Genomic DNA, 17861 nt, shown 5'->3' on the forward strand with positions numbered 1-17861 from the left:
CGGTTGAACCTTGGGTTAGCGCGAAAGTTAGCGCTTTTCCTTGATCTTGGCCTTCTTGCCACGCAGGTCGCGCAGGTAGTACAGCTTCGCGCGACGAACGTCGCCGCGGGTCACGATCTCGATGTGGTCGATGACCGGGGAGTGCACCGGGAAGGTACGCTCGACGCCGATCTGAAAGCTGACCTTGCGAACGCAGAACGTTTCGCGCACGCCTTCGCCGGAGCGGCCGATGACGACTCCCTGGAAGACCTGGATACGAGAGCGGGTTCCCTCAATGATGTTGACGTGAACCTTGACGGTGTCGCCGGCACGGAAGTCAGGAAGATCTTTCTTCAGTGATGGGGCGTCTACCGCGTCGAGAATATGCATGTTGTTTCGCTCTCTGTACCCGCCACAGGTCGACTACGCTAGGTGCTTCATTCGAAGCAATCAGTATGAGTTGTGCGCCGCACAAAGCAGGTTCCCCTGTGGCAGAGTCCTGCAGCGGCACAGTCGCCTATTCTGCCATGAACGAGGCCCGGCTGCAAAGTCGGGCTCGATTGCCTCAGATCCGGTCGCGCTTTTCTTCGATAACGATGACCTCGGGGGTGCCCGGACGGCCAAAGCCGGGCGTTGGCCTGGTCGTCTTCGGCGACGCATAGGGCAGTGGATGTCCCGGCGCGGCCGGTGCAGACTGCCCGCGTGCCGTCTGCTCCACCAGGTCGACCATCGCGCGCATTCGACGCTTGGCGGAGTCGAACAGCTCCCAGAGTGCGAACCAGAACACGGCCAGCCCGCCGACGATGACCAACACGCTGAGCCAGCCGGCGGCATCCGTGGAAAAGGGGATGGCGATGATGAGGGTGTGCCAGAGGGTGAGGACGCCGACGTCGGCGTAGGAGACGGCGCGGGTTTCGCGCACCTCTTTGCGCGCATAGAAGAGGAGGGCGACGAGGAGAAGCCCGAGGCCGATGAGCACGGCTCCGAAGAAGATGCCCAGAACGGCCCAGGCGCCCGATCCAAAGATCGAGGACCCGACGAGGAGCCAGAGCGGCAGGGCTCCGGCGGCAATGAATTGCCAGTGGTAGAAGGCGCGGCGGATGATCACCGGGTCAGTTTATCGACGGCGGCTGAGGCTTTGCTTGGCGTTCGCTGGCGGCAGAAGATCGGGTGACATCAGGTCGGGGCGCACCCGTTCGGTGCGTTCGATCTGCTGCTGACGGCGCCAGGTGCTGATGGCTCCGTGGTTGCCGCTGAGCAGCACGGGCGGTACGTCGAGGCCGCGCCAGCTGGACGGTTTGGTGTAGCTCGGGTATTCGAGCAGGCCGTCTTCGTGGGATTCCTCGACGAGGCTTTCCGGGTTGCCGACGACGCCGGGGATGAGGCGTCCGATGGCTTCGATCATGGCCATCACGGCAACCTCTCCCCCGTTGAGCACGTAGTCGCCGAGGCTAACCAGGCGCACCCGGCCGCGCTGTGAGTAGTGGTCGACGACGCGCTGGTCGATGCCCTCGTACCGGCCGCAGCCGAAAACGAGGTGCTGCTCGAGCGAGAGTTCGCGGGCCATCGCCTGGGTGAACTGATCGCCGGCCGGGGAGGGAAAGATGAGGATCGGGCCGTCGTCGGCGGCGTTGACGGCGGTCGGCGCTTCGGTTTCGGCCTGGTCGGCGGTCGGCGTTTCGGTTGCGGCTGCTTCGGTCGCGGTAGCCTCGGTCGCTGCGGCTTCGGTGTCGGTCGCTACAGCTTCGGTCGCTACGGCCTCGGGAGCGGCGCCGAGGATGGCGTCGAGGGCTGCGCCCCACGGTTCGGCCTTCATGACCATGCCGGCACCGCCGCCATAGGGCGTGTCGTCGACCGAGTGGTGCCGGTCGTGGGTGTGGTCGCGCAGGTTATGCACGCCGAGTTCGATCAGTCCGCTCTGGCGAGCCTTGCCGAGCAGCGACAGATCGAGCACATCGAAGAATTCGGGAAAAATGGTGACAATGTCGATGCGCATGGTCAAATTCTAGAAGAGTCCGGCGCGTGCTTTCGCCTCGAGGTACCGGTCGACGACCAAATCGACCAGCGGAGCGGGGGCTGGTTCGCCCGGCACCAGCAGTGGAGCGGTTACCGACTCGGCACCGGCGCTCTGTGTGCGGGTCAGGTCGAAGAAAAATCCCGGTGCCATCAAGTAGGTACTCACGGTGACGCTGTCGCTGCGCAGGCGGGCCTCGGTGACGGCGCACGCCAGTCGGGGCGAGGCGGCGGACAAAAACCCGACCGTGACGCGCACGCCGAGGCGCTGCGCCAGCATCTCGCCGATGCGGCGGCAGTCCTCGACCGCGCGTGTGTCGCTGGAACCGGCAGCGGCGAGGACGACCTCGCGGCCGGGCTGGGCGGTGAATCCGGCGGCGGCGAGCCGGTGCTCGAGCACATCGATGAGGCGATCATCGGGGCCGAGGGCCCGGGAGACGGTGGTCACGCGGCCTGGCACGCGGGACTCGCGTTGCAGATCGACGTGCACGTGGTAGCCGGCGGAAAGCAGCAGGGGTACCACCACTGCGGCGCGATTCGGGCGCAGCGCGCCGAGGCTGGCCGCGACATCCGGTTGTTGCACGTCAACGAAACCGCCGGTCACGCTCAGATCGGGGCGCGCGAGCGCGACGGCATCGACGAGGGCGGCAATGGCGGCCTGCCCGTCAGCGGAACTCGTGCCGTGCGAGATGGCGACGAGCGCGGCGGGTAGCGCCGTCTGGGGCGCGGCATCCGCTTGATTGCTGCGGGGTCGATCGGCTCGCACCTGGTCGGTGCGAGCCTGTGGGGTACGAGCCGGAATGGTTCGCACCTGGTCGGTCCTGAGTCGTTCGCCGAGCAAGGTCATGCGGCACTGAGTAGTTCAGGGGCGTGCAGTCCAGTATCGACGGCGACCTCGATGAAACCGCCGACCACGCGGGTTTCGTAGGTGTTCAGCACCAGCGTCGGGTTGGTGAAGCACTCCCCGGTGCCGAGGTCATAGACCTCTTTGTGCAGCGGGGAGGCGATGGTGGGGCGGTCGCCCTTGGAGCCGACGATGCCGCGGGCCATGACATGGGCCTCGGTGTGCGGGTCGCGGTGGTCGACGGCGTAGATCTCGGTGGGCGAGAGCAGAAACAGGGCGATCTGGTTTTCGCGGATGAGGGCCGCTTCGCCCCAGCTGGGTTCCAGATCGGCCACGGCGCAGGCGCGCTCCCAGACCAGGGTGGGGCGGGCCAGTGCAGCGGTAGGGCGGGACTCGGCGGTTGTCATCGTCATGGTGCGCTCCCTGGGTTGTCGCGTTTGTGCGTTGGTCCCACGGTAGGCGGGCCATATTTCGACCAGACGCCCCCTATGTTTCCTCGCCGTGAAACTCGCCTCACAGCGGGGGTGCGCCGCTGTGTGGCTTTCGACCAGTACGGGACACACGAGCGACACGAGGGGGAAACTGCCCCGAACTACGCTCACAATTGCCCCGCTTCGAAAGGATGCTGATGCCAGCTTCGAATGAAACCGCTTCCGCGTATTCTGCCCCAGACCCTGCAACAACCGCTGGGACTGCGACACACGCCGTCACATCGACGAGCAAAGCGGATGCCGCCATTCCCGCTGCCGAGACGCCGCGCCGGGTCATCGTGATCGGCGGCGGACCCGCTGCCCACCGCCTCACCGACGCCCTGCACTCCCGCGACACCGAGCACACCCTGTCGATCGTCGTGCTGGCCGAGGAGAACCACCGCCCCTACGACCGGGTCGCGCTGAGCCAGCGGCTCGCCGGAATGATCGACCTCACCCTGGAGCCCACCGCGCCGTGGGACAGCGAACGGATCGCCCTGCGCATCAACGAACGCGCCACCCGCATCGACCGGGTCAACCAGACAGTCACAACCGGGGCCGGAGCCGTGCTGGAGTATGACGACCTCGTGCTCGCCACCGGGTCAAGCGCGCCCGTTCCGGAGATGCCCGGTCGCGATCACATTCGGGTGTACCGCACCGTCGACGACGTCGACGCCCTCGTCGACGAACTCGCCGCCCTCACGGCCTCACTCGGCCGCACCCCCAAGGTCGTCGTGGCCGGCGGCGGATTGCTCGGCCTCGAAGCGGCCGGCGGACTACACAAGCTCGGCGCCGAATCCGCCATCGTACACTCCGGCGGCTGGCTGATGTCGGCCCAGCTCGACGAGGGCGGCGGACAGGCCCTCGGCCGGCTCATCGTGGCCCAGGGCATCGAGCTGCACCTCGGCACCCGGGCCCGCACCATTCTCACGAACGATGACAACACCGCAGTAACCGGCCTGCAACTCGGCAACGGCCGTACGATCGCCGCCGATATGGTCGTCTACGCGATCGGCATCTCCCCGCGCGACGAGCTCGCCCGGGACGCCGGACTCGCCGTCGGCACCCGCGGCGGCGTCACGATCGGCAACGACTGCCGCACGAGCGATGCGAATATCTGGGCCATCGGCGAGGTTGCCAGCTGGAACGACCGCTGCGTCGGCCTCGTCGCCCCGGCGAACGCCATGGCCGAGGTCGTGGCCGACCGGCTGCTCGGCGGCAGCGCCGAGTTCACAACCGTCGACGATGCCACCAAGCTCAAGCTCTCCGGCGTCGACGTCGCGAGTTTCGGCGACGCGCTTGCCACCACGGCGGGATCGCTCGAAATCGTCTACGCCGACCCGGCCCGCGGCCTGTACCAAAAGCTCGTCATGACCGACGACGCCAAGACCCTGCTCGGCGGCATCTTCGTCGGCGACGCCACGCCCTACTCGGCCCTGCGCCCCATGGTCGGCCGCGAGCTCAGCAGCGAACCCGCCGCCTACCTCTCGGCCGCCGGCGCCGAGGCTCCGGCCGGCGACGAACTGCCCGACGACGCGCTGGTCTGTTCCTGCAACATGGTCTCGGCCGGAACGGTGCGGAGCGCCGTGCGCGGCGACGATGTGAACAATGAACACCAAACCGAAGCCTGCACCGAACTCGGCGCGCTCAAGGTGTGCACCCGGGCCGGCACCCAGTGCGGGTCGTGCGTGCCGCTGGTCAAGAAGATCCTCGAGGCCGAGCTGACGGCATCCGGTCAAACCGTGTCGCACGCGCTGTGCGAACACTTCGAGTTGAGCCGGCAGGAACTGTTCGAATCTGTGCGGGTGCTCGGCCTCACGTCGAGCGATGAGATCTTCTCCCGCTTTGGAACCGGCCGCGGCTGCGATGTCTGCAAGCCCGCCGTCGGCTCGATTCTGGCCAGTCAGAACACCGCCTACATTTTGGATGCCGGCCGCGGTACCCTGCAGGACACCAACGACCGCGCCATGGCCAATATGCAAAAGGACGGCACCTACTCCGTCGTTCCGCGCATTCCGGGCGGCGAGATCACTCCGACCAAACTCGCCGTGATCGCGCAGGTCGCTCTCGATTTCGACCTCTACACCAAGATCACCGGCGGCCAGCGAATCGACCTGTTCGGTGCCCGGCTGGAGCAGCTGCCGGACATCTGGCGTATCCTGGTCGACGCCGGATTCGAATCCGGGCAGGCCTACGGCAAGGCGCTGCGCAACGTGAAATCGTGCGTCGGGTCAACCTGGTGCCGATTCGGAGTACAGGATGCCGTCGGCCTCGCGATCCGCCTTGAACTGCGTTACCGCGGGCTGCGCGCGCCGCACAAGTTCAAGTTCGGGGTCTCGGGCTGCGCCCGCGAGTGTGCCGAGGCCCGCGCCAAGGATGTCGGCATCATCGCGAGCGACAACGGCTGGAACATGTATGTCGGCGGCAATGGCGGCTTTCAGCCGGCCCACGGGCAGCTGCTCGCGACCGACCTCGACGAAGAAACCCTGATCAAGTACATCGACCGCTACATGATGTATTACATTCGCACGGCCGATCGGATGCAGCGCACCGCCCGTTGGATGGAAGACCTCGAGGGCGGCCTGGAGCACGTGCGCGACGTGATTATCAATGATTCGCTCGAATTGGCCGAGGAACTCGAACAGGCCATGCTCGCCCACGTCGACAACTATGAGGACGAGTGGGCGGCGACGCTCGCTGATCCGGAGCGGTTGCGCCGGTTCCGTTCCTTCGTGAACGCGCCGACCGAACCCGACCCGAGCATCGCGCTCGTTACGGAGCGTGACCAAATCCGGCCGGCGACCCCGGCCGAGCGAGCCTCCTCGGGTACTGTTCTCCTAAGTGGAAGCCGCATTCCTGTACGAAAAGAGTAAGCAAATGACAGCCCAGAATTCCCGAACGGCTGGGTCAGTCAGCACCGGATCAGTCACACTCGTGGGCGGGGGCCCCGGCGCCGCCGGACTGCTGACCGTCGCAGCAGTGACGGCCATCGCTCAAGCGGATGTCGTGTTGTTCGACCGCCTCGCCCCGAACGACGAACTCGCCCTGCTCGCGCCCCACGCGGTCCTCATCGACGTCGGCAAGCGCGCCGGCAGCCATCCGGTCTCGCAGACCGGCATCGAAGAACTCATTGCCGAACATGCCCTGGCCGGCAAGCGCGTGGTGCGGCTCAAGGGAGGCGACCCCTATGTCTTCGGGCGCGGCAGTGAAGAAGTTCTGGCTTGCCACCGCTACGGCATTCCAGTGACCGTGATTTCCGGCGTCACCAGTGCGATCGCGGTGCCGGCGGCAGCGGGAATCCCGCTCACCCACCGCGGCATCAGCCATGCGTTCACCGTGATCAGCGGCCACGCGCCGCTCACTGACAACGAGCTCGAGGGTCTCACTCTGCTCGGCAGCACCATCGTCGTGCTGATGGGAGTCGGCACGTTGCCGACCCTGAGCCAGGGCCTGCTCCGCCACGGCATGCCAGCTGGCATGCCGGTGGCGATTATCGAGCGCGGCTTCAGTGCCACCCAGCGCACGACCGTGAGCACGCTCGCGACGGTGCTGGCCGATGCGGCCGCGGCCGGCGTACGCAGCCCCGCCGTGCTTGTCGTCGGCGAGGTCGTACGCCTCGCGTTCAGCGGTGACGCGGCCGCGAACGACCTCGTGGCCCGCGCCGCCGAATTTTCGGTGACCGACTGATGGCGGCGACGAACGACGGGGCCGAGGCTGCTTCGGGAGCCGAGCCGGCGGCATCCGCTTCACAGCTGCCGGCACCGGACCGGCAGGCGCACCACGTACGCCTGCCGGGAGCGACCGAGCCCATTGAGGTCGCTGCCCCGTTCCTGCAGCCAAACCAGCTCGAGGGATTTCGCATCGGCGTGACGAGTGATCGCCGCTCGAGCGACCTGATCGACGCCTTCGAACGACGCGGCGCGCGGGTCGTGCACGCACCGACGCTGCGCATCGCCCACTCGCAGCAGGATGGTCCGCTGCTCGACGATACCCGCACCATGATCGCCGCGCGGCCCGATCTACTGCTCGCGACGACCGGCTACGGCGTACGGCGCTGGTTCGAGGTGGCCGAGGCCGACGGAATCGGCTCCGAACTGACCGATGCGCTCGCCGACACCACGATTCTGGTGCGGGGACCCAAGGCCCGCGGCGGCATTCGCGCAACCGGGCTCAATGACTCTGGCATGAGCGATTCAGAGACGACCGCCTCGCTCGTTGACAAGGTTTTGGCCGAGTATCCGCCGGGGCTGACCATCGGCATTCAGGTGCACGGGGCCACCGATGAGGTGCAACTCGACCGGCTGCGCGCCGTGCATCAGCGTGTGCTCGTCGTAGCGCCGTACCGCTGGATTGCCATGGACGACAGCGACGCGCGCGTCTACAAGCTTGTCGAGGCCATCTGCTCCCGTCAACTGGACTGCGTCACCTTCACGAGCGCCCCGGCCGTGCACGCCCTGTTCACCGCGGCAGAGGGAATGGATGTCTACCCCGAGCTGATTGCAGCGTTACAGACTCAGGTCTGCGCGGCCGCCGTCGGACCGGTGACCAGTGCGCCGCTGATTGCCGCGGGGGTCGCGCCGATTCAACCGACCCGGTTTCGCATGGGCGCGCTGGTTCGCCTGGTTTGCGAACACCTGGAACAGAACATGGTCGAGCGCATCGAAACCCAGAACGGACTCGTGCAGTTGCGTGGTTCGATCGTGCAGATCGGCGAGGAACGCGTGCAGCTTCCCCCGACGGCACTCGCCATTCTGCGCGCTCTCGTGCGGGCGCGCGGAGCGGTCGTCTCCCGCGAAGACCTCGCGCTGGCCGGCTACTCCGACGATCACGCCATGGAGGTATCGCTCAGCCGCCTGCGGCAGACGCTCGGCGCGCCCGGGCTGGTTGCGACCGTGGTCAAGCGAGGCTACCGGCTCAACGTGTAGGCCGGGCGGTACCATTCGTGACCGGCGCCTCGCCCTGCGCGGGAACTGCGCCAGTACGCGGGACTTGCGCCAATACGCGGGAGTTATAGCCGCAGACATCCACTCGGTGAGGTTACGCTGCGCGGGAGTTACGCCAATACGCGGGAGTTCCGGAGTGGCCAGAACTCCAGCGCTACGCGTCGCGCGGGGACTGCGCCAGTACGCGGGAGTTGCGCCTCCCGCGCAGCGGCGCAAGTCCCGCGCGCCGTGAATGGAGCGCGTTACGGGCGGTCGGTCTCGAGAGCGGATGCCGCGGCATCCGTTTCAGGGACCGGTTCGACCACGGCGTCGGCTACAGCATCGGCCGGGTCCTCGGGCAGCTCTTCGAGCAGTCCGGGCGGCGGGGTGATGGTGACGATGCCGGCCTTCACGTCGACGCTCGGCACGATGGCCTTGACGAAGGGGATCATGACGTCGCCGGTGGGCGTCTTCACGATCAGCAGATCTTGCGCGGGCATGTGCTCGAGGCGACCGATGGTGCCAATGCGCACACCGTCACGCATGACGGCGAGCCCGACGAGCTGGTGGTCGTACCAGGCGTCTTCTTCATCCGACTGTTCGGCGACGTCCGCGTCGATCCAGAGGATCGCCTTGGCGAGCGTTTCTGCCGTGGAACGGTCGGGAACATCCTTAAAAAAACCGACCGCGTGCTGGTTGTACCAGCGCAGCTCGACGAGTTCAATCGTCTTGCCGTGCCAGGCCGACCCGGTCGGAACCTGCAGGGTGAACACGGCGCCCGGGACGAAACGTCGTCCCGGGTCATCCGTGAACAGTTCGAGCTTGATTGCTCCCTTGAGGCCGTGAGCCTTAGTCAGGCGCCCCACCCGTAATTGCTGGGTGCGGTCCTTGTCGCTATCGTTCACCGTCGTGTCGTTCACTGAACTAGAAATCGGTGTCGACGACGTCGACGCGTACGCGTCGACCATCGGCCAGAGCCGCAACGAGGGTGCGCAGGGCCTTGGCTGTGCGACCGGCACGACCAATGACCCGGCCGAGATCCTCGGGGTTCACACGAACCTCGAGCACCTCGCCTCGGGGCGAGTTCTTTTCTGCAACGTGCACATCATCGGGGTGATCAACGATCCCCTTGACGAGGTGTTCGAGCGCGGGAGCAAGCAACAGTTACGCCTCTTCGGTTGCTTCGGCAGCAACCTCGGGGGCCTTGGCGACCGGCTTCTCGGCCTTGGGCTTGAGAACGGGCTTCTTCTTCTCGTCAGCGACGAAAGCGACCTTCGGTTCCTTCACCTTGACGGTGTTCTTAGCGTTCTTGTCGCCCTTGAAGATGCCCCAGTCGCCCGTGAGCTTGAGGAGTGCAGCAACCTGCTCGGTCGGCTGAGCGCCGACGCTCAGCCAGTACTGCGCACGCTCGGACTTGACCTCGATGACCGAGGGCTCCTCCGTGGGGTGGTAGATGCCGATTTCTTCGATGACACGACCGTCGCGCTTGGTGCGCGCGTCGGCAACGACAATGCGGTAGTACGGTGCACGGATCTTGCCCATGCGCTTCAGACGGATTTTGACAGCCACAATTCTCCAGTGTTAATTCGTTGTTTGGCGAACCTTGGGCCGTGAGCGTGGGGGCACACTCGGCATAAGCTCTATAGGATCACGTTGCACCGAGATAGAGGGTCGGGCACAACGGATCGCGACTAATCATTCTGTCAGAGATTGCGGGCATTGTGATAATCGAACCTCAACGACTTTTACCGGCCCACCCAAGGAGCCCCCGTGCCACTGGAATTCGCCCGATCCGCCCGATCCACCGTGGGCATCGAGTGGGAGGTCGCCCTCGTCGACCGCTCGACCGGCGATTTGGTCAATGTCGCCGACGAAGTGCTCGACGCCCTGCGCGGCCCCGACGGCTCGGCCCACCCAACGATCACCGGCGAGCTGCTGCTCAATACGGTCGAGCTGGTTTCGGGCGTGCACACCACCGTAGGCGGTGCGGTAGCGGATGTCGCGGGCCAGCTCGGCGAGGTGCGCCGCGTGCTTTCGGGACGCGAGGTCGACCTGATCTGCAGCGGATCGCATCCGTTTGCGCAGTGGTTCGACCAGACCGTCACCGACAAAGCCCGTTATCACAAGCTCATCGACCGCACCCAGTGGTGGGGCCGCAACATGATGATCTGGGGAATCCACGTGCACGTCGGCATCGAGGACAAGGCCAAGGTCATCCCGATCATGAACGGCCTGCTCACCTACGTGCCACACCTGCAGGCGCTGAGCGCGTCGAGCCCGTTCTGGGCCGGCGTCGACACCGGCTATGCCAGCAACCGTTCGCTCATGTTCCAGCAGCTGCCGACCGCCGGACTGCCCTGGGACCTGCCCGATTGGGAAGCCTGGGAGCGCTACGTCGACGACATGGCCGTGACCGGCATCATCGAGGACGTCACCGAGGTGCGCTGGGATATTCGCCCGTCGCCGCGCTGGGGAACGATCGAGATTCGAGTCTGCGACGGCGTCTCTACGGCCGTGGAGCTCGGCGCGATCGCCGCGTTCATCCAGTGCCTGGTCGAATGGATGTCCACCCGCCTCGACGCGGGGGAAGACGTTCCGCGCATGCATCCGTGGTTCGTGCGCGAGAACAAGTGGCGGGCCGCCCGCTACGGGCTCGACGCCGAGATCATCCTCGATGCTGCGGGCGCCGAATGTCTGGTAACGGATGATGTGCGTCGCCTCATCGAGACCCTCTCCCCCGTTGCCGAGCGGCTCGGCTGCCTGCTGGAGCTGCTCGGACTGCACCGCATCATCGATGAGGGCGGGAGCTCCCAGCGGCAGCTCGCCGTCGCGGCCGCGCATGACGGCAGCCTGCCGGCGGTGGTTGCGGCGCTCAGCCACGAGCTCGCGGAGGGGCTCGGGAGCTAGCCTGTTGGCTGCACGCGCGGCCACGCCGTGCGGTCGCCACGCCCCGGTTCGCTGTACGGGCGCCCCTTCGTGGCTCGCGCGCGGCGCACACCAGCCGCGCGAGCAGCGCGGGGCCGCGCCAGCAGCATCCGCTCGGGTCAGGCGTTCTTGCTGTCGCGCCAGGCCAGCCAGTCGGTGGCCTTGGCGAGGTCGTAGTCGGGGCCGGAGATTCCTACGGTGAACAGGCGCGTGCCGAGGTCGTAGAGCGCATCGGCGTCGTCCACCGTGCGGCCGCGCAGCTCGGTGGAGATCTCGATCTCACTCAGGTCGCGGCCGACCTCGGCGCACCAGGCGCCGAGCACGCCGAGCTTGTGCTCGAGCACCTCGGGGTTGGAGAACGAGTGCCAAATATCGGCGTGCTGGGCGACGATGCGCAGGGTCTTCTTTTCACCGCCACCGCCGATCAGCACCGGGATGTCGCGGGTGGGCGGCGGGTTGAGCCTAGCCCAGCGGGCCTCGATGCGGCCCAGGCTGGCATCGAGGGCGTTCAGCCGAGTGCCGGGAGTGCCGAACTCGTAGCCGTATTCCTGGTAGTCGCGCTCGAACCAGCCCGCGCCGGTACCGAAGATGAAGCGACCGCCGCTGATGTGGTCGATCGTGCGCGCCATGTCGGCCTGCAGGTCGGCGTTGCGGTAGCTGTTGCAGTTGACCAGGGCGCCGAACTCGAGGGTCGTGGTCTGCTCGGCCCAGGCGGCGAGGATGGTCCACGACTCGAAGTGCAGACCATCGGGCTCACCCGTGAGCGGAAAAAAGTGGTCCCAGTTGAAGGCAATGTCGGCGCCGAGCGCCTCCACCTCGGTGAGGGTGTCGCGAATCTTGGAGTACTGGGCGTGCTGCGGGGCAATCTGCACACCGATGCGCACGTTGTGGTTCGTCGTCGAAGTCATGCGTCCAGCCTAGGACCGCCCACGGTTCGCGCCCAGGCGCCCAGGCGCCCAGCGCCGACCGAAGGCCACTGCACGCGCACAACTCCTGCAATTTCTTCGGCGATCTCCGCAGATCCCAGTAATTTGCAGGGAACGGCCTTCTGGCGCTCACGATTTGCAGGAGTTACGCGCGGTCCACGGGCTCAATGAGCAGATTGGGCCCACGTTCTGCGACCGTGCCCGGGCCCGGAAACTGGGCCCACGGTCCATCAAGGGCTCGCTTCCGTTTGGTGGACCCGGCCCACCAAAGGCTTTCCTCAAACGGATGCTACCGGCCGAGCATTTTCTGCAGCGCGGCCATTTCCTCTTCGGTGGGGCCGCCGGCCTTGCCCTTGCCCGGCTGGGAGCCGGAGCCGAGGCCGAAACCGGAGCCGGCGGCATCCGCTTTGGAAGACTCACCGGCAGGCTTAACGCCCGAGGCAATCGCGGCGTTCTCGGCGGCGCGCTTGGCTGGGTTGCCCGACTTGGAGCCCTTCTTCTTGGCCACCTGCTTGGGCTTGCCGCCGTAGCCGGCACCGGGAATGGGGCCCATGCCGGGGATATTGGGCATGCCACCCTTGGCGACGGTCTTCATCATCTTGGCGGCCTGTTCGAAGCGCTGAACGAGCTGGTTCACCTCGGTGACGGTCATGCCCGACCCCTTGGCGATGCGCATGCGGCGCGATCCGTTGAGCAGTTTCGGGGTGGTGCGTTCAAGCTTGGTCATCGACTGGATGATGGCCTCGGTGCGCACGATCTCGCGCTCGTCGAAGTTCTCGAGCTGCGCCTTCATGGCGCCGGCGCCGGGCAGCATGCTCATCATCTTCTTGATCGAACCCATATTGCGCAGCTGCTGCATCTGGCCGAGGAAGTCGTCGAGGGTGAAGGAGTCGGTCGCGAATTTCTCGGCGACCTTGCGGGCTTCGTCTTCGTCGAAGGCGCCCTGCGCCTGCTCGATCAGGGTGAGGATGTCACCGAGGTCGAGGATGCGACCGGCCATGCGGTCCGGGTGGAACGGCTCGAAGTCGTCGAGTCCCTCACCGGTCGAGGCGAACATGATCGGGCGTCCGGTGAGCGAAGCGACCGACAGGGCGGCGCCACCGCGGGCGTCACCGTCGAGCTTGGTGAGCACGACGCCGGTGAAGTCGACGCCGTCCTGGAAGGCCTTCGCCGTGGCGACGGCGTCCTGGCCGATCATGGCGTCGATGACGAAGAGCACCTCGTCTGGATCGATCGCCTTGCGGATGTTGGCGGCCTGCTTCATGAGCTCCGCGTCGACGCCGAGACGTCCGGCGGTGTCCACGATGACGACGTCGTGAACCTTCTGCAGGGCGTACTTCACGCCGTCGCGGGCGACCTTGACCGGGTCGCCGACACCGTTTCCGGGCTCGGGCGCGTAGACGGCGACACCGGCCTGTTTAGCGACGACCTCGAGCTGGGTGACGGCGTTGGGGCGCTGCAGGTCGGCGGCGACGAGCAGCGGGGTGTGGCCGTCTTTGGCGAGCCACTTCGCGAGCTTGCCGGCGAGGGTGGTCTTACCGGCACCCTGCAGGCCCGCGAGCATGATGATGGTCGGCGGCTTCTTGGCGAATTCCAGCCGGCGCTGCTGGCCGCCGAGAATCGTAATGAGCTCGTCGTTGACGATCTGCACAACCTGCTGGGCCGGGTTCAGCGCCTTGCTGACCTCGTCGCCGAGGGCGCGCTCGCGCACCTTGCCGGTGAAATCCTTGACGACCTCGAGGGCGACGTCGGCGTCGAGCAGGGCGCGACGGATCTCACGAACGGTGCCGTCGACATCCGCTGCGCTGAGCTTGCCCTTGGTGCGGAGGTTTTTGAACGTCTCGGCAAGACGATCTGAGAGGTTTCCAAAAGTTGCCATGATGCGTTTAGTTTAACCGGTGGCCGCTGCTACTTCGAAACGGATGCTGAGGCGCGGTTCCGTCAAATTCGGGCGAGCCTCAGTTCTGCGCCGCCACACTCGGTGCAATCAGCCGCTCGACCGCACGAACGACGTTGGCTCGGCGAACCGCGATTGCCGTCACGTCCGGAGGGCCGCCGTGCGCGAGCACCGCCCTGGGCTCATGCACCCAGGCCGAGGCAATGCCGAAGATGAGCGTCATGAGCTGCACCGGATCCCACGTCGCGTCGACCCGTCCGGCTGTCTGTGCCAGACGGATGCGCCGCACCTGTTCGTCTCGATAGCCGAGCATGACCTCGAGGGCCGGCAGCCAGGTGCCGTCGGTTTCGAGCCTCGCCCAGTCGATCATGCGCAGGTGGTCACCGTGCAGCATTCCGTGATCGAACAGCGCTCCGGCGAAGGCCGGCACGTCGTTGTCGGTGAGCACGGCGTCGCTCGCGAACTCGCGCAGGTTGAGCTCCAACACCTCGAGGAACAGCTGCTGCTTGTCGGAGTAGTAGGCGTAGAGGCGTTCCTTGCTCGCCGCGGCGCTCTTGGCGATGCGGTCGATGCGGGCCCCGGCCAGGCCGTAGAAGGCGAATTCGGTGCGCGCCGCCTCGAGAATGCGGGTCTGGGGGTCTGCTCCGTCGCGTGCCATGTTTTCACTATAGTTCACAAAAACGAACTAGTTCGTTCGGTTTGCACGATAGAGTCAGTGTTATGCCCGGTATCAGCACAAACCAGTCCAGTTCTGCCCCGCCCGCGTCGGCGGCCACCGCGCCCCACCCACGAAAGTGGTTGCTGCTGGCCATCGTGGCGCTCGCCCAGCTCACCGTCGTACTCGACGGAACCATCGTGAACATCGCGCTCCCCCAGGCGCAGACCGCGCTCGGCATGAGCGACGGCGAGCGCACCTGGGTCGTCACGCTGTACTCGCTTGTGTTCGGCGCGCTGCTGCTGCTCGGCGGGCGTATTGCCGACTTCTGGGGCCGCAAGCGCTCCTTCATCGTGGGCATGGCCGGGTTCGCCATTGCCTCGGCCCTCGGCGGCGCCGCCCAGAGCACCTGGGAGCTACTCGCCGCCCGCGGCCTGCAGGGCCTGTTCGCCGCGCTGCTTGCGCCAGCCTCGCTCGCCCTGCTCACGGTCAATTTTCCCGGCGGCAAGGACCGCATCAAAGCCTTCGCCGTCTACGGCGCGATCGCCGGCGGCGGCGCGGCGGTCGGCCTCATCCTCGGCGGCGTGCTCACCGAGTACGCGAGCTGGCGCTGGTGCCTCTACGTGAACGTGCCGATCGCCATCGTGGCGATTGCGGCCGCCATCCCGGTCGTTCGCGAGAGCAAGGCACACGGCAACACCCGATATGACGTGCCGGGGACTATTCTCGTGGCACTCGGCCTCGGATCCCTGGTATTCGGCTTCGCGCAGGCCGAGAATGGCTGGGCCAGCTGGCCCGTGCTCGTCTTCCTCCCACTCGGACTGGTGTTGCTCGTGCTGTTCGTGCTGGTGGAAAAGCGGTCGAATCATCCGCTGCTGCCGTTGCGCATTATGGCCAACAAGGTACGCGGCGGAGCCTTCCTCACTGCGCTGCTGTCGGGCGCTGGACTGCTCGGCGGGCTCCTCTTTCTCACCCTGTACTTTCAAATCGTGCTGGGCTACACCCCGATTCAGTCCGGTCTGGCTTCACTGCCGATGACCGCGACGATCATGATCGGTGCTGGCGTCCTGTCGAAGTTTCTGGCGCGTACCGGCGTGCGCATTCCGATGACCGTCGGACCGATCGTCGGCGCGGCCGGGCTGCTCTGGATGACTCAGATCACGGTGAGCGGCAACTATGCGCTTGAGGTGCTGCCGGGGCTCATCCTGCTCGGCCTCGGCCTCGCGATGATCTTCGTGCCGCTGCAGAACGTGGCTCTGTCGGGAATCGCCGAGCATGATGCCGGTGCGGCGAGCGCGGCCGTCACCGCCATGCAGCAGATCGGTGGATCGCTCGGAACGGCGCTGTTCACCGCGCTGTATACCGCTGCCGTGAGCTCGTACTTGATCGGCAAGGTTCCCGCCGAAGCCGTTCAGCTGGGCGCTCTCGTGAGCGGATACCAGTCCGCCTTCCTGTGGGCGGCCATCATTATCTTCGCGGCGGGGCCCATCGCCTTCTTCCTGGTGCGCCCGCGCAAGGAAGACCTGCTCGGCGCGGGTTAGGCCGCACACCTCGGGTAGCGGGTTCGGGGCTGCCGGCGCTCACCCGGGCCCACCCTAAGGAACCGGGCCCACGATAGATCATGGGCCCGGTTTCCGGGCCCGGGCCCGGAAATGATGGGTCAGCTGTCCAGGGCTACCTGGACGGTGTCGCCGTGCACGTCGATTGTCACGACGAGCAGGCCGTCGGTGTCGTCGGGGCTGATGGCGTATTCGAGCACCGCGAAGTGCGCTTCGCTGCCGGCGCGGTGCGGGTGAAAGCCGATACGCTGCAGGCGCAGCGAGCGCAGGAAGTCAATCTGCTGGTCGCCGGAATCCCAGATGATGGCGTTTTCGATCGCTTCCTGGTCCATTTCGTCGAGCTGCTCGGCGATGTATTGGCTGGTCACGGAGACCTCGGCCGACAGATCGGCGACGAGGGATTCCCGCACCTGGGAGTCGAGGTCCTCCATCGACCCGATCATGGCCGCGGCGATATCGAGCGCTTCGGCGGTGACCGAATCTTCGTCGGGCGAGCTGAGGTCGATCTCGACGCTCTGGTCTCCGAGCTCAGCCGACTCCGACCAGTACACCTCGCCCTCGTCTTCGTCGCCGAGTATTCCGAAGAAATCGTGTTCGATGCTCATAGTGCTCCTCTTAAATTCTTCATCAGCCGACGAGTTTTTGTGCGAACACGTGCGGGGTGAAACCGGTGAGGTCGTTGATGCCCTCACCCTGCCCAACTAGTTTGATCGGAATGCCGGTCTTTTCCTGCACGGCGAGCACGAAGCCGCCACGCGCTGAGCCGTCAAGTTTGGTCAGCACGAGACCGGTCACCCCGGCGTGCTCGATGAACGCCTCGGCCTGGGCAAGCCCGTTCTGACCAGTCGTGGCGTCGAGCACGAGCAGCACCTCGGCGATCGGTCCCTGCTTTTCGACGACCCGGCGAATCTTGGTCAGCTCGTCCATCAGTCCGCCCTTGGTCTGCAATCGCCCGGCGGTGTCGATGAGCACGATCTCGATGCCCTCGTTCTTCGCCTTCTCGACCGTCTGAAAGGCGACGGAGGCCGGATCCTGGCCGGTCATCTGCGGCTTCACGATCTGCGCCCCGGCTCGTTCGGCCCAGGTTGCCAGCTGCTCGACCGCCCCCGCCCGAAAAGTGTCGGCCGCACCGATCACGACGCTGCGACCGTAGGTCTGCAGAAACTTGGCGAATTTGCCGATCGTGGTGGTCTTGCCGACGCCATTGACGCCGACGACGAGCACGATGGCCGGCCGTTCGGAGAGGGTCAGGGTGGAGTCGAGAACGGACAGCCGCTCTTCAATTCCTTCGCGCAGCATCCGCTGTAAATCGGCCGGGTCGGTCGTGTTGTACTTGGCGACCTTGGCACGCAGGTCGGCGATGACCGACTCGGTGATATTCGGGCCGAAATCGGCCTGCAGCAGGGCGTCCTCGAGGTCGTCCCAGGTCTGCGCGTCGATGGTCTTCTTCGTGAACATTCCGCGCAGTGCGCCGGAGAGGGACCAGGGGGTGCGTTCAGCCATGTCCCTAGCCTACGGGGGCGGCGCCGCCTTGCGCGCGGCGAGCGGCACCAGCCTGTCCCCGTGGCAGCAACGGCCGGTGAGCGGCACCATCCAAGCGGATGTCCGCGACACCACTCAGGCGCAGCCGTCATCCACTACCCGGAAGGCGCGCCGAGTACCCGGCGGTCT

Annotated in this window: 18 protein-coding genes; 5 read left to right on the forward strand and 13 right to left on the reverse strand. The window is 66.2% G+C overall.

All coding sequences use genetic code 11. The annotated features are described in order from the left end of the window. Positions 1-27: 27 nt before the first annotated feature. From rplS to nirD, 5 genes are all read right to left on the reverse strand, one after another. Positions 28-369, reverse strand: coding sequence for a 50S ribosomal protein L19 (gene rplS, locus E3T31_RS16170; protein WP_092108884.1), 342 nt, complete (start codon positions 367-369; stop codon positions 28-30). Between the two features lie 175 nt (positions 370-544). Continuing rightward, positions 545-1087 carry an MFS transporter gene (locus E3T31_RS16175; RefSeq protein WP_134470257.1) on the reverse strand — a complete coding sequence of 181 codons (543 nt, stop codon included), beginning with the start codon at positions 1085-1087 and terminating at the stop codon, positions 545-547. 9 nt (positions 1088-1096) lie between these two features. Continuing rightward, positions 1097-1975 carry a tRNA (guanosine(37)-N1)-methyltransferase TrmD gene (gene trmD / locus E3T31_RS16180; RefSeq protein ID WP_134470259.1) on the reverse strand — a complete coding sequence of 293 codons (879 nt, stop codon included), beginning with the start codon at positions 1973-1975 and terminating at the stop codon, positions 1097-1099. 9 nt (positions 1976-1984) lie between these two features. Next, a complete protein-coding gene (locus tag E3T31_RS16185) occupies positions 1985-2803 on the reverse strand; it encodes a sirohydrochlorin chelatase (protein ID WP_241978051.1) in 819 nt (272 codons plus the stop codon). Between the two features lie 32 nt (positions 2804-2835). Next, positions 2836-3249: a nitrite reductase small subunit NirD gene (gene nirD, locus E3T31_RS16190; RefSeq protein WP_241978052.1), complete on the reverse strand. Its 414-nt coding sequence runs from the start codon at positions 3247-3249 to the stop codon at positions 2836-2838. 215 nt (positions 3250-3464) lie between these two features. Between nirD and nirB the strand changes: the two genes are divergently transcribed. The 3 genes from nirB to E3T31_RS16205 are packed head-to-tail and all read left to right on the forward strand — an operon-like array spanning position 3465 to position 8231. Continuing rightward, entirely contained in the window at positions 3465-6179 is a 2715-nt protein-coding gene (nirB, locus tag E3T31_RS16195) for a nitrite reductase large subunit NirB (protein ID WP_134470263.1), read from the forward strand. 4 nt (positions 6180-6183) lie between these two features. Next, on the forward strand, positions 6184-6993 hold the full coding sequence (cobA, locus tag E3T31_RS16200; protein ID WP_134470265.1) for a uroporphyrinogen-III C-methyltransferase: 810 nt from the start codon (positions 6184-6186) through the stop codon (positions 6991-6993). Further along, the gene (locus tag E3T31_RS16205) at positions 6993-8231 is read left to right on the forward strand and encodes a uroporphyrinogen-III synthase (RefSeq protein ID WP_134470267.1); all 1239 of its coding nucleotides are present in this window, start codon (positions 6993-6995) and stop codon (positions 8229-8231) included. Before cobA ends, E3T31_RS16205 begins: the two co-directional genes overlap by 1 nt. Positions 8232-8491: 260 nt before the next feature. On the opposite strand, the gene rimM is transcribed toward E3T31_RS16205, so the two are convergent. The 3 genes from rimM to rpsP are packed head-to-tail and all read right to left on the reverse strand — an operon-like array spanning position 8492 to position 9797. Then, positions 8492-9148 carry a ribosome maturation factor RimM gene (rimM, locus tag E3T31_RS16210; protein ID WP_241978053.1) on the reverse strand — a complete coding sequence of 219 codons (657 nt, stop codon included), beginning with the start codon at positions 9146-9148 and terminating at the stop codon, positions 8492-8494. A 4-nt stretch (positions 9149-9152) separates the two neighbouring features. Beyond that, on the reverse strand, positions 9153-9389 hold the full coding sequence (locus tag E3T31_RS16215; protein ID WP_035879344.1) for an RNA-binding protein: 237 nt from the start codon (positions 9387-9389) through the stop codon (positions 9153-9155). Between the two features lie 3 nt (positions 9390-9392). Continuing rightward, entirely contained in the window at positions 9393-9797 is a 405-nt protein-coding gene (gene rpsP, locus E3T31_RS16220; protein ID WP_134442443.1) for a 30S ribosomal protein S16, read from the reverse strand. 201 nt (positions 9798-9998) lie between these two features. On the opposite strand from rpsP, the gene E3T31_RS16225 reads away from it, so the two are divergent. Then, entirely contained in the window at positions 9999-11135 is a 1137-nt protein-coding gene (locus tag E3T31_RS16225) for a glutamate--cysteine ligase (protein WP_134470271.1), read from the forward strand. A 137-nt stretch (positions 11136-11272) separates the two neighbouring features. On the opposite strand, the gene E3T31_RS16230 is transcribed toward E3T31_RS16225, so the two are convergent. The 3 genes from E3T31_RS16230 to E3T31_RS16240 all read right to left on the reverse strand — a co-directional run bounded on the left by E3T31_RS16230 (position 11273) and on the right by E3T31_RS16240 (position 14652). Further along, positions 11273-12061, reverse strand: coding sequence for an LLM class F420-dependent oxidoreductase (locus E3T31_RS16230; RefSeq protein WP_134470273.1), 789 nt, complete (start codon positions 12059-12061; stop codon positions 11273-11275). Positions 12062-12368: 307 nt separating this feature from the next. Beyond that, a complete protein-coding gene (gene ffh / locus E3T31_RS16235; protein WP_134470275.1) occupies positions 12369-13958 on the reverse strand; it encodes a signal recognition particle protein in 1590 nt (529 codons plus the stop codon). Between the two features lie 79 nt (positions 13959-14037). After that, positions 14038-14652: a TetR family transcriptional regulator gene (locus E3T31_RS16240; RefSeq protein WP_166788540.1), complete on the reverse strand. Its 615-nt coding sequence runs from the start codon at positions 14650-14652 to the stop codon at positions 14038-14040. A gap of 44 nt (positions 14653-14696) precedes the next feature. Here E3T31_RS16240 and E3T31_RS16245 point away from each other — a divergent pair, with 44 nt between their 5' ends. Next, positions 14697-16172: an MFS transporter gene (locus tag E3T31_RS16245; protein WP_134470279.1), complete on the forward strand. Its 1476-nt coding sequence runs from the start codon at positions 14697-14699 to the stop codon at positions 16170-16172. A 119-nt stretch (positions 16173-16291) separates the two neighbouring features. On the opposite strand, the gene E3T31_RS16250 is transcribed toward E3T31_RS16245, so the two are convergent. Together E3T31_RS16250 and ftsY are read right to left on the reverse strand one after the other, a co-directional pair. Further along, the gene (locus tag E3T31_RS16250) at positions 16292-16795 is read right to left on the reverse strand and encodes a DUF2004 domain-containing protein (protein ID WP_134442455.1); all 504 of its coding nucleotides are present in this window, start codon (positions 16793-16795) and stop codon (positions 16292-16294) included. Between the two features lie 22 nt (positions 16796-16817). Continuing rightward, on the reverse strand, positions 16818-17693 hold the full coding sequence (gene ftsY / locus E3T31_RS16255; protein ID WP_104132582.1) for a signal recognition particle-docking protein FtsY: 876 nt from the start codon (positions 17691-17693) through the stop codon (positions 16818-16820). Positions 17694-17861: the final 168 nt, after the last annotated feature.

The organism is Cryobacterium sp. TMS1-13-1 (assembly GCF_004403125.1).
Classification (GTDB): Bacteria; Actinomycetota; Actinomycetes; order Actinomycetales; family Microbacteriaceae; genus Cryobacterium; species Cryobacterium levicorallinum.